The following is an 11,972-nucleotide window of genomic DNA, read 5'->3' as shown; positions in this document are numbered from 1 at the left end:
TGACCAATAAATCATGATCGACAAAGGAGATTAAGTACAAATGACTATTATTTCTGACGTGTACGCTCGCGAAGTCCTCGACTCCCGTGGTAACCCAACTGTTGAAGTGGAAGTATATCTGGAATCCGGTGCTATCGGTAGTGCCATCGTTCCTTCTGGTGCCTCTACAGGCGCTCACGAAGCTGTAGAGCTTCGCGATAACGACAAATCCCGCTACCTGGGTAAAGGCGTTCTGCAAGCTGTTAAAAACGTGAATGAAATCATCGCTCCTGAAGTTATCGGCTTGGACGCTGTAAACCAAGTGGAAATTGACACATTGATGATCAAGCTTGATGGTACACATAACAAAGGTAAATTGGGTGCAAACGCAATTCTGGCGGTATCTATGGCTGTAGCTCGCGCTGCTGCTGAAGCTCTGGGTCTGCCACTGTACACTTACCTGGGCGGATTTAACGCTAAACAACTGCCAGTACCAATGATGAACATCGTTAACGGTGGCGCACATGCGGACAACAACGTTGACGTACAAGAGTTCATGGTTCTGCCTGTAGGAGCTCCTACTTTCAAAGAAGCTTTGCGTATTGGTGCGGAAATCTTCCACAACCTCAAATCCGTACTGAACTCTAAAGGTTTGAACACAGCTGTTGGCGATGAAGGCGGTTTTGCTCCTAACTTCAAATCCAACGAAGAAGCTCTGTCCACTATTATCGAAGCGATCGAAAAAGCTGGTTACAAACCAGGCGTTGACGTATTCCTCGGTATGGACGTTGCTTCCACTGAGTTCTACAAAGATGGAAAATACACACTGGAAGGCGAAGGCAAATCCTTCACTTCTGCTGAATTCGTTGACCTGCTTGCTTCTTGGGTTGATAAATATCCAATCATCACCATCGAAGATGGTTGCTCCGAAGATGACTGGGAAGGTTGGAAATTGCTCACTGAAAAACTGGGCAACAAAATCCAATTGGTTGGTGACGACCTGTTCGTAACCAATACAGAGCGTCTGGGTAAAGGTATCGAAGAAAACATCGGTAACTCCATCCTGATCAAAGTAAACCAAATCGGTACGCTGACTGAAACATTTGATGCTATCGAGTTGGCTAAACGTGCAGGATACACAGCTGTAATCTCTCACCGTTCCGGTGAATCCGAAGACAGCACAATTGCTGATATCGCTGTTGCAACAAATGCAGGCCAAATTAAAACAGGTGCGCCTTCCCGTACTGACCGTATCGCGAAGTACAACCAATTGCTCCGCATTGAGGATCAACTGGGTGAACTGGCTCAATACCACGGCCTGAAATCTTTCTACAACCTGAAAAAATAATATTGCGCAATGATGCTAACGGTGCCAGGCAGCTGTGATTCAAGAACACGGAGTCTGAGCGCTCAAAGCCATTTACGTAATTACAAAACAGACCTGTTCGCTAACGTGAGCAGGTCTGTTTTTTTGTTTTTTCTTATGTGATGTCGGTTATACTCTTTTAAGACTTAATGAAGTGGCTCGGTATAGCTGGTTGTTATCTACTGGAAGCTGTGGTAGAATGAAAATAGTGTTTTGCGTTAATTTCCGGCTATTCATAACATGATATGATCATGTTTTCATAAAAAAGGCTGTGTTGTTTTGCAAAACAGATGTATTAGCTCAGGAGGTGGGATTTTTCATGGAAATCTTTTTGAAAGTGCTGCTCGTTGTATTCTCGATTGCTGTTATTGCAGTTGTTTTACTGCAAAAGGGGAAAAGTGCAGGTTTGTCCGGTGCCATCTCTGGCGGTGCTGAGCATCTGTTCGGCAAGACAAAAGCTCGCGGTATGGATTTGATTTTGCAGCGCGTGACTGCTGTTTTGGGTGCGTGCTTTATGATCGTTTCCGTTTTAGTTGCATTTTTTGCAAAATAAGCTAAATAATAACCTTAAGCCTTCGTTTCACGGGAAACGAGGGCTTTTTTGGATTTTAGATAGGCAGGGATGCCTTCGATTAAATTCGTGTATACTAGGGTATGAGTATATAAAGAGCCTTGTATCAGGAACAAGGAACATGCGGATTATTACTGAAAATTAAAGGTCACCCGAGGTGGACGATATTATGATAACAGAGCAACAATTACTTGATTTTATGCGCGAGACCGCATACAAACCTATGACTTACCAGGAACTTGAGCAGCATTTTGAAATTAAGGATGCGGCGGATTTTCGCGAATTCCTTAAGCTTTTAAATGCGCTAGAAGAAGATGGGAAAATTTTGCTGACCCGCACGAACCGCTATGGTGTGCCGGAACGAATGGATTTGCAGCGCGGGCGTTTGCAGGCTCATGCTAAGGGATTTGCTTTTCTGATCCCGGAAGACCGGGAGCACCCGGATGTGTACATTCATGCTAATGACTTAAAGAGTGCAATGAATGGAGACACAGTACTGGTAAGAGTGACGTCGAGGGGACCTTCGGGTGGCCGATTGGAAGGCGAAGTCGTGCGGATCGTGAAGCGCGCAGTGCTTCAGGTGGTAGGCGTGTTCCAGAGCCACGAAGCATACGGTTTTGTTTTGCCGGATGATAAGCGGATTAACAGGGATATTTTTATTCCAAAAGCCAGCTCCAACGGAGCCGTAAACGGTCAAAAGGTTGTTGTGCGTATTGTGAGCTATCCGGAAGGACGAGCTGCGGCGGAAGGCGAAGTGTTGGAGGTGCTTGGTCACAAGGATGATCCGGGTGTCGATATTTTGTCGGTCATTCGCAAGCATCAGCTACCGGAAGCTTTCCCCGATGAGGTGACAGAGGAAGCAGAGAAGGCTCCCGATGCGATTACCGAAGAGGAAATTGTACGTCAGGGGCGGCGCGATCTGCGCGATAAAACGATTGTTACGATTGATGGCGAGGATGCCAAGGATCTGGATGATGCGGTTAATGTAGAGCGTCTGCCGAACGGTAACTACCGTTTGGGCGTTCATATTGCCGACGTAGGGTATTATGTGCGTGAGAGTTCCAAGCTGGATCAGGAGGCGTATAACCGCGGTTGTAGCGTGTATTTGGTCGACCGTGTTATTCCTATGCTTCCGCATCGGCTTTCGAACGGGATTTGTTCCTTGAATCCGCAGGTGGATCGGCTGACTTTGTCCTGTGAGATGGAATTCAATGAGCATATGAAGGTCGTAAAACATGATGTTTTCACCAGTGTCATTAAAACGAAGGAACGAATGACGTACACCAACGTTCGCAAAATCCTCGAAGAGGAAGATGCTAAACTGATGGAACGGTACAAGGATCTGGTGGAAGACTTCCGCACGATGAAGGAACTGGCGTTAAAGCTGCGGGCTAACCGGATGCGCCGGGGCGCAGTTGATTTTGATTTTGATGAAGCAAAAGTGATTGTGAATGATGAAGGCAAGGCCGTGGATATTGTTAAAAGAGAGCGCACCATTGCCGAGCAGATCATTGAAGAGTTCATGCTGGCAGCCAATGAGACGGTAGCCGAGCATTTTCACTGGCTCAAAGTGCCGTTCCTGTATCGGATTCATGAGGACCCGGACCCGGAAAAGCTGCAAAACTTTATGGCTTTTGCCGCCAATTTTGGACACCAGATCAAAGGTCGGGGGAATTCTATTCACCCGCGTGCGCTGCAAACGTTGCTGGAAGATATCCAGGGCACGAAGGAGCAGACGGTGCTTAGCACCATGATGCTACGTTCGATGAAGCAGGCAAAGTACGATGCGGAGTCGACAGGACATTTTGGACTGGCTGCGGAGTATTATTCTCATTTTACATCGCCGATTCGTCGTTATCCTGACTTGGTGATTCATCGTGTCATTCGTGAGGTATTGGAGAATGGCGGGGCTTTAACGGCCGAGCGTCAGGAGTATTTGACTGCACGGATGCCAGATATTGCGCAGCAATCTTCCGAGCGGGAACGTGTGGCTGTGGATGCAGAGCGTGATACGGAGCAAATGAAAAAGGCTGAATACATGCTGGACAAGGTCGGCGAAGAATTCGAGGGGATTATCAGCAGCGTAACCAGCTTTGGTATGTTCATTGAGCTGGACAATACGGTGGAAGGCCTGACGCGTCTGAGTGCGCTTACGGACGATTATTATCATTTTGACGAGCAGCATATGGCGTTGATCGGTGAACGTACCTCCAAGGTGTTCCGCATCGGAGATGAGGTTAAGGTTCGCGTCGCGCGCGTGAATATGGAAGATTACACGATTGATTTTGAACTCGTCGATATGAAGCAGCAGCAACGCCGTGAGCGCACGGGTGGTTCAAAGCCAGGCGCTGGCTTTACGCGTGGCGGTGAGGGCCGAGGTAAGGGAAAGCCCCATGAGGGGCGCGACCGTAAGGGCGGCAAGGACAAGGCTGGCAGAGAGCGTAAAGGCGGTCGTGATGCTGCCGGGAAGCCTAAAGAAGCTGGTTCAGGCGTAGGCGGCGGGGGTATTAGTACCGCAGGTCGTACGGGCCGTAGCGGCGGAAACGGCGCAGGAGCTGGCTCAGCCAGCGGCTTCGGTTTTGGCAGCGGCAAGGGCGGTTACAACTCGCCAGCATCTGGTGCGGGTAAACGTAAGAAGAAGACGTCAGCCAGTGGTATTTTTATCGGTGGAGCAGCTACACCAGGCAGTGATGCCAGCCCAAGCGGCGACGGCGCTGCACGTCGTAAGCGGAAGAGCAAAGGCAGTGGTGGTGGCGGTAATAGCACCGCTGGATTTGTCCGGAAAAAGAAGAAGTAAGTGGCAGTGGCTTGGGCTTAGGGCGGTTTCTGTCTGATGTTCTGGACGGAGGCCGCTTCGTTTTTAAGACTTGACCTTTCTTGCTTTTACCGTCTGAATTTTGTTACAATATATTTCTAAGCCGCTCATTTGCAGTTATTTAGTGAACGGGCTGGAGATTTCCTTTTACAGAATAGATTACATTAGGAACAAGGAGTGGTATTCATGGGTAAGAAGGCAGACGGGAAAGTGCTCGCCCAGAACAAAAAAGCTTCCCATGACTATTTTATCGAGGACACTTACGAGGCGGGCATGGTGTTAACGGGAACGGAAATTAAGTCTTTGCGTAATGGTCGCTCTAATATCAGTGATGCGTTTGCCACTATTCGTAATGCTGAAATTCACATCCACAACATGCATATTAGTCCTTTTGAACAAGGCAATCGTAACAATCCGACCGATCCGACGCGTACTCGTAAGCTGCTGCTGCACAAAGAGCAGATTCGTAAGCTTATTGGTCTGTCCAAACAGGAAGGCTACACGATTGTGCCGTTAAAGATTTATGTTCGCAATGGCTATGCCAAGTTGTTGCTTGGACTCGGTAGAGGTAAAAAGCAGTACGACAAACGTGATGCTGCGGCTAAACGTGATGCACAGCGTGATATCCAACGTGTTTTGCGTGAGAAGCAGAAAATTGCGAGATAACCTAGCGTAGCTTGAGTCGGAAAACGAAGTGAAGCCAGCGTGTTATTAGGCTGGAGCTAGTTTTTTAGGAACTGCTTCGTTGTTACTTGAATTATTAGGCATGGTACAAATTACGTAAATAAGCTACTTGTTCCTGTAATGGTGCTATTTTATAGAGCTTAAATGGCTTCATTCCGTTTCGTTATGAAGTGTAATATGGTATACTAATGAAGTAGTAAGTTTTCATGTTTTTGTACTTCTGAGTTTGTTCGATTGTTGGATCTCAGGATTCAGCTTCCGATATAGTATCATGCATGCTTATGCTCCGGTATTTCCGGATTTATCCGTGGAGCCCTTTTATAATAAGGGGGCGTTTATGGATTCGACGGGGGTAGTTCGAGCATGGGTAGCGGGTAGTGGGGACGCGTCCGCTTCATCAACGCTAAAGCCTATTAAACGGCAAACAACAAAACAACTACGCTTTCGCAGCCTAAGAAACTGTGTGCGTGCTTCTACCCAGCATCGTCCATGTGACTGGGATAGGGGCTAACAAATAGTGGAATACGCTGTCTCATCTCCGCCTGCGGTGAGCTGAAGAAGATAATCAGGCTGACCCGAAGGGAATCCGGTGACAGGGAGTTTCTAGGGTGACATCAAAACTGTCACTACACCCGTAGAAGCTTATGTGTCGTTATCTTCGGACAGGGGTTCGACTCCCCTCGCCTCCATCTAAAAAACCCGCTCACTGAGCGGGTTTTTGCTTTTTATAGAGTTAGATTGTAGACCACATGTAGACATGAAATTATTAAGGCTCAAATTGTACTGGGGCTTGTAGACATCATGTCTACAACTTGGTTTATAAATTTTTATGCACTGCATACAACTCATTGGTATTGAGTTTTCATTTGCATAAGCTGAATTTGAAGGGGAATAGAGCAGGTAGAAAGAATGCTTGACAAGCAGGCTGACATGGAATTTGCTCCATTTCTATAGAAAAATAGCGACGGTACCGACGTTGGCGTGGAATGACGCTTTCGTCGGTACTGTCGTTTTTTAGGTTCAAAGGGGGTGATTATTTGCCCTTATAAAGAAAAGGAGCATCTGGTGTGTGCTCTACATGATGATTTCTTTCTTGGCTAAGACGGATTTAGTTTGAACGGTAGTCCGTTCCTATTCATCCTCTTTTCCATATTAATTTCAGAAATATGCATTGAAAATAACGCATGTGATGGTTCTTTCTGTAAACATAATCTCTATTCTGGCCGATACATACATAAGATGGGCTATTGTTAAATATCCCCTCTTACTTTTGTATTTTGAAGTAAACTCTCATCTTTTGAAGTAGAAGGGACTACCTCTATGAACTATATGGACGAGCATATCCTAAGTTTCAAAAATAAGCTTAATCATGATGTAGCATCTAATAACGTAAATACGAATCGATCTCAAGCTGATGTACCCGATCAGGACAACTCCGCTGCTGAACAAAACAGGGTGCTGCGGATGGGTGATGAACTGATCCCGTTGGAATGGAAAACGATTTTGGATGGACAAATGGGGGTTAGCGTCCCCAAATTTTTTAGCCTAATGCCATTGGAGCAAGCCCGATTTAAATATCCTTCAGAACATCGTCCTCAGATTATTTACACCTCTTTGGATGGCGGGGTAAACATCACCTTTAATCCGACAGAATCGGTTTTGGAAGTGGACGAGCTTCCCGAGTTTGTAGAACAAATGGCGGATGTATTGCGGTCTGTACAACCCGTTCGTAACTGGATCGGTACGGAAATGATCGTGAATCCTTCCGGGCTGTCCATCGGGCTGGTCCGTTTTGTGGCAGCAGGTGTAGATGTTAATCTGTACAACGAAATGCTGCTATTTGTCCATGAGGGACAGGTGACGATGGGTACGTTTAACTGTATGGAATCGGACATGGAAGCGTGGTTGCCTGTGGCAGAAAATACAGTGCAATCGCTCCATATTGTTCCGTTTCCTTCGAATTCCACATTTGAGAAAGGGGTGGCTTTCCTATGAGCCTTGGTTACGATCAAATTCAAATCTATCCATATGTCATGGTCGATCTGGAGCAGCTTACCCTCACGAAAAAAATCAACGAGCATACCCGGCTCTATTTTACAGGAATCATCTCCGAGGATATGCAGGACAGCTATGTGGAAACGACGGAAAAGAACACCGTCATCCAGGTGAGCCAGCGGGATGAATCGGGCGAAAGTAAGCCGCTGTTCAGCGGGATTGCCTTATCGGTCGAAGTAAAGGTCGTGCGGGACGTGTACTATCTGGAGGTGGAGGCGATTTCCCATACCTACCGGATGGATATCCAGCAGCGTACCCGTTCTTTTCAATATACGAAAATGACCATTCCTCAGATGCTGGAGCAGATCGGCAAGGACTACGAAGGGCTGGATGTGATTGATGGAGCGACAGGTGGAGAGCAAATCGGAAGGCTTGCCATCCAGTATCAGGAGACGGACTGGGCGTTCTTGAGACGTATGGCCTCCCGGTATCATACGAGCCTGATGCCTGTGGCTCGTTTTGACAGCCCTAAATTTTATTTTGGCATTGAGGATAGTCCTGCACAGGTGGTGCTGGATCATACTCGTTATACTGTGCGCAAGCAGATGCTGCCTTTCCGTTATTTTCAGGAAAATGAGCAGGCGAAGGTGACAGAAAATGACTTTATTTTCTATGAGGTAGAAACGGACGAGGTACTGGATTTGGGAGCTCAAATGACCTTTCAGGGACACAGCTTGTATGTAGTTGAAGCCTATACCGAAATGAGGCAAGGGCTGCTGCGGCATCAATATATGCTTGCCTCGTACAAAGGCTTACGGCAGAAAGGCTACTACCAGGAAAAGCTGGCGGGCGTTTCGTTAGGTGGGGTGGTTGTGGACGTGCGTCAGGATCAGGTGCGAATCCATCTGGATTGCGATGAGAAGCAAGATGTGGATAAGGCGCATTGGTTCAACTATTCGACGGTGTATAGTGCGGGAGGTCACACAGGCTGGTACGTCATGCCGGAAAAAGGAGACCCCGTATCGCTGTATTTTCCGGGCAGTCGTGAAGAAGATGGGATCGCGGGGAGTGCGATTAGACGTGCAGGCAGAGGGAGCGGACACAACAAGTTCTCCAATCCGCAGATGAAAATATGGCGAACGCCCCATGGCAAGGAGATTCGTTTGGGGCCGGATGAGCTGGTCGTGACGGGTAAAGACGGTGCTATTTTTATCAAGCTGGATGACAAGGAAGGTATTCATATCATAAGCAGCAAGCAGGTAAATATCTCGGCGGGTGGCAACTTGAGTCTATCTGCTGGTAAAACGATGAGTCTGTCCGCAGGGAGTGAGCTGCGTATGGATTGCAACGGTAGTCATATTCAATTGAGTGGATCAGCGGACATGAAGGGCAGTGAAGTGAAGTCGAATTAGGCTGTGGAGTGGCGGCTGAATGGTGGCAACATGATGATATGAAATATGAAGAGTTTTAGGTGGTGGATGAAGGCAGATGGAGAGGCCCATAGATGAGCTGGACACGCAGCAACAACAAGTCATCTTGAAACAGGCGTGGTTTCTGATCCGTAGAGACTGGGCGCTGAAGTTCAAGGCGACGCAAGAACCACGGATTCAAGCGTGTGTCGAAGCGTTCCGAGGATACTGTCAGAAGATTCGCCAAGAGCAGCAGGAAGGAAGAAAAGGAAAGATCGGTTATATCACGTACTCCATGCTACGTACCACATGGTTGGAGGAGAGGCCTGCTTATCTTGTGGAGGCTTCGGATGCTTTATGGATGCTTGATCCTGAACCGATTCGATTCGAATATGATGCAGAGTGGACGTTCTCTTACTGGAGCGATTTGCAGCGGCAATTGCGAACGGAGGTAGAAAAGCAGCAGGTTTCTCTATCGGAGCTTGAATGGGAGCAGATCATGCTGGAAGCAGCGATACATATTCATGAGCTAGTGATGAATATGATGCGTTTGGCGATGAAACAGGCGGTGCGTTTACCTGAATTTCAGGAGTTGGAGCGGGAAGAAACATTTGAGATTCGTGTTGGAGAGTACCTGGATCAGAGTGTGTCTGTGTATAAAGAAGACCGCAGACCGATGGATGCGAACGTAATCAAGTCCTGGCTGGAGGAAAAAGAAGAACAAGCCTACAGCTATCAGGCGTTGGAGGGCATCCAGCTATCGGACGGGGATTATAGCCAGTTGGATTTTCGGTATACGGCCTTTCGCCAGATCGAGATGGGACATAGTCGCTTGCATGGCTGTGTCTTGGTTGGAACGATGTGGGAGGAAAGTCAACTCGATGGAATCGACTTAACGTACAGCTTGCTTCATGGAGCCGATTTTAGCGGTTGTTCCATGAGAGGGGCGATATTGGATGTTGTTATGGGCAACGCCGGATATGGCTCGGATGCTTCTTTAGATTGGGAACCATTGGGGTTTGCTGGCGTAGATTTCACAGGGACGAGCTTGCAGGGAGCTCATTTTCAAGATGCACAGTTGCGAGGAGCTGTATTTCAAGATGCCCTGCTGCAAAGAGCGTCCTTGAATGGAGCAGATCTAACGGATGCCTATTTTGCGGGAGCGGATGTGTCAGGTGCTTCCTTTGAGGGAGCTTGTTTGCTCCGGGCCGATTTTACAGGCGCAAATGTGCAAGGGGTCATTTTTACCGATGAACAGCGCAGGGAGGCCATTGGATTGAAATTTGTATCCCCTGAGGTATCCCATTCATGGGAAGAGCCTTCTACATCTGCACAGGCGAGGGATGGCGTTAGGAAAAAGGGGTGGTTGCATTGAGATATTTCCGACTAATGATGGACGAACGTGTGAAACATCGGGTAAAACCTGCTGCGCTGTCTCCCTTGCAGGTGGAGGCCATCCTGTCGAATACCCCGATGGAGGAACCGCAGGATGCTCCTCTTTTTTTAGATGTACATACTGATCAACGAACGATATACCCAGATTTTTTGGAATTTCCAATGCCGCTGGTGTCGGATCGGCTGAAAGCATTATTGGAGAAATATATGCCAGGACTGGAATGGGAAGCGGCCATCCTTACCGATTTTCAGCAAGCTAGACAGGACGTGTATTGGATGCTTCGTCCACCGATAGTGGATTGCGTGTCCGCACAAACGGAGTGGTATCCCAATGATGTGTTGAAGCATTTGGTGCTCAAACAGGGGGATATCCCATCGCCTGTTTTTCGGATTGCGGGACTGATCGAACCCCATATCTATATCCATCTGTCGGTGGCAGAAAGTCTGCTGCGTCGATCTTTTACAGGCATTCGAGTACAACGAATCGAGATGGAGCACTAAGGAGGATGGAGTAAGGTGGGAGAAGCCCAAGTGAAACCGGGAACGGGTGCGAAAAAGAGCTATGTCGTGGCAGGAGCAATTTTAAGCTGTAGTTATGGCACGCAGCCTACCCGTTTAAAACGGTCTTTTAGCCATGGGGTCTACGTTAAGAACAAAGCACAAATGAACATTGGAGATTATGTACCGGGTGTGAACATCAAGTCCTTTGGGAACTGCTCCAGTCCATTAAACCCGGCTGTGCAAGCCAGTGACATGGTGGACATCTATGGTGTGAAGAAAGCCCCGTGTGTTCCTGTTTTGACCATGCCGTGGCTGAACGGGAAAAGCGACATGAGGATTGAGGGCCAACCTGCCTTGACACAGAACTGTACCCATCAGTGTCTGTATTGTGGTCATATCCAAATTGAAAATGATGGGCAGGAGCTGGATTAAGGGTCTGTTTCAAAGCCGCTAGGTTTCGGAAGCGACCTCGCGGCTTTAAGCCGCCCGAAAGGAGACATGAACTCACTTGAGTGTATTACAAAACGGAATCGGGTATGAAAGCCTGCGTTTTTACGGTTCCTTTCAGCCTCAACATATAGAGAAGCTTCAAATTACAAGAGCCATCAACGATCATGCTTATTTGATGGTGAGCGGTATGCTGTCGGAAGAACAGGGAGCCGTATGTATTGGACAGAACATGGAGGATGAACCGATCGTCATCCGCCAATTGGATGAGCAGGGACAATCGCTAAGACGATTGTTCCATGGCATCGTTACACGCATGTCGGTGCATTGCACGCGGGGGGTGTATACCTTTGAACTGGAGGCGGCTTCGCATTCGTATCAGATGGATATCAAGCTAAAAAAGCGATCCTATCAAGATATTCCCCGCACCTATGATGATCTGGTCACAACGATGGTTCGAAAATACCAGTATGGAGATGCCATTGATACCGTCACGAACTATGCCAAACTGGACACTTTTGTTTTACAATATGAGGAAACGGATTGGGCGTTTTAAAGCGCCTCACTGCTCGCTTTGGGTCGGTACTTGTGCCGGAGGTCACCGCAGCTTCGCCCAAAGTTTTTTTCGGGATGCCAGAAGGTAAAACGTACAAGGTGGAACGGGATGTATTTTACCGGGAAAGGAGAAAATCGTCAGGCATTACGCGCAGTTCGAGGCTACTTATCGCAAGGAGCTGGGGCTGGAGCCGCCGCAGGAGCTGAGAAGCCAAAAGGCGTCATATTTGGAGTAATCTTGTCCGACCGTTTTTA

Annotated in this window: 9 protein-coding genes, 1 other RNA gene and 1 pseudogene; all 11 read left to right on the top strand. The window is 47.8% G+C overall.

Annotation, left to right across the window (positions count from 1 at the left end; all coding sequences use genetic code 11):
• Window positions 1-40: 40 nt before the first annotated feature.
• The gene (gene eno, locus ACQ4MX_RS13920) at window positions 41-1,327 is read left to right on the top strand and encodes a phosphopyruvate hydratase (protein WP_044645031.1); all 1,287 of its coding nucleotides are present in this window, start codon (window positions 41-43) and stop codon (window positions 1,325-1,327) included.
• Window positions 1,328-1,664: 337 nt separating this feature from the next.
• Window positions 1,665-1,898 (top strand): preprotein translocase subunit SecG, encoded by a 234-nt coding sequence (gene secG / locus ACQ4MX_RS13915; RefSeq protein ID WP_013368823.1) that lies wholly within the window; start codon window positions 1,665-1,667, stop codon window positions 1,896-1,898.
• 187 nt (window positions 1,899-2,085) lie between these two features.
• A complete protein-coding gene (rnr, locus tag ACQ4MX_RS13910; protein WP_431091189.1) occupies window positions 2,086-4,713 on the top strand; it encodes a ribonuclease R in 2,628 nt (875 codons plus the stop codon).
• A 204-nt stretch (window positions 4,714-4,917) separates the two neighbouring features.
• Complete coding sequence (gene smpB / locus ACQ4MX_RS13905) at window positions 4,918-5,397, top strand: SsrA-binding protein SmpB (RefSeq protein ID WP_134911630.1); 480 nt, start codon at window positions 4,918-4,920, stop codon at window positions 5,395-5,397.
• Between the two features lie 345 nt (window positions 5,398-5,742).
• Window positions 5,743-6,107, top strand: a transfer-messenger RNA (tmRNA) gene (ssrA, locus tag ACQ4MX_RS13900).
• 628 nt (window positions 6,108-6,735) lie between these two features.
• Window positions 6,736-7,410: a hypothetical protein gene (locus ACQ4MX_RS13895; protein WP_431091188.1), complete on the top strand. Its 675-nt coding sequence runs from the start codon at window positions 6,736-6,738 to the stop codon at window positions 7,408-7,410.
• Complete coding sequence (locus tag ACQ4MX_RS13890) at window positions 7,407-8,822, top strand: phage baseplate assembly protein V (RefSeq protein ID WP_431091186.1); 1,416 nt, start codon at window positions 7,407-7,409, stop codon at window positions 8,820-8,822. Before ACQ4MX_RS13895 ends, ACQ4MX_RS13890 begins: the two co-directional genes overlap by 4 nt.
• A gap of 76 nt (window positions 8,823-8,898) precedes the next feature.
• Window positions 8,899-10,194, top strand: coding sequence for a pentapeptide repeat-containing protein (locus ACQ4MX_RS13885; RefSeq protein ID WP_431091185.1), 1,296 nt, complete (start codon window positions 8,899-8,901; stop codon window positions 10,192-10,194).
• A 14-nt stretch (window positions 10,195-10,208) separates the two neighbouring features.
• Window positions 10,209-10,715 carry a hypothetical protein gene (locus tag ACQ4MX_RS13880; RefSeq protein WP_431091332.1) on the top strand — a complete coding sequence of 169 codons (507 nt, stop codon included), beginning with the start codon at window positions 10,209-10,211 and terminating at the stop codon, window positions 10,713-10,715.
• A gap of 15 nt (window positions 10,716-10,730) precedes the next feature.
• Window positions 10,731-11,147 carry a DUF4280 domain-containing protein gene (locus tag ACQ4MX_RS13875; RefSeq protein WP_431091183.1) on the top strand — a complete coding sequence of 139 codons (417 nt, stop codon included), beginning with the start codon at window positions 10,731-10,733 and terminating at the stop codon, window positions 11,145-11,147.
• A gap of 76 nt (window positions 11,148-11,223) precedes the next feature.
• Window positions 11,224-11,849: pseudogene (locus ACQ4MX_RS13870) on the top strand (contractile injection system protein, VgrG/Pvc8 family); the annotation flags it as partial.
• Window positions 11,850-11,972 lie beyond the last annotated feature (123 nt).

Source organism: Paenibacillus sp. 8b26, assembly GCF_050626875.1.
GTDB lineage: Bacteria > Bacillota > Bacilli > Paenibacillales > Paenibacillaceae > Paenibacillus.
This window is presented reverse-complemented; position numbering and strand designations above follow the sequence as displayed.

What these genes read in the sequence shown, in the direction of transcription:
- rnr (WP_431091189.1), top strand. Translation starts at nt 2,086, where the DNA reads ATGATAACAGAGCAACAATTACTTGATTTTATGCGCGAGACCGCATAC.
- ACQ4MX_RS13890 (WP_431091186.1), top strand. Translation starts at nt 7,407, where the DNA reads ATGAGCCTTGGTTACGATCAAATTCAAATCTATCCATATGTCATGGTC.
- ACQ4MX_RS13885 (WP_431091185.1), top strand. Translation starts at nt 8,899, where the DNA reads ATGGAGAGGCCCATAGATGAGCTGGACACGCAGCAACAACAAGTCATC.
- eno (WP_044645031.1), top strand. Translation starts at nt 41, where the DNA reads ATGACTATTATTTCTGACGTGTACGCTCGCGAAGTCCTCGACTCCCGT.
- ACQ4MX_RS13895 (WP_431091188.1), top strand. Translation starts at nt 6,736, where the DNA reads ATGAACTATATGGACGAGCATATCCTAAGTTTCAAAAATAAGCTTAAT.
- secG (WP_013368823.1), top strand. Translation starts at nt 1,665, where the DNA reads ATGGAAATCTTTTTGAAAGTGCTGCTCGTTGTATTCTCGATTGCTGTT.
- ACQ4MX_RS13880 (WP_431091332.1), top strand. Translation starts at nt 10,209, where the DNA reads ATGATGGACGAACGTGTGAAACATCGGGTAAAACCTGCTGCGCTGTCT.
- smpB (WP_134911630.1), top strand. Translation starts at nt 4,918, where the DNA reads ATGGGTAAGAAGGCAGACGGGAAAGTGCTCGCCCAGAACAAAAAAGCT.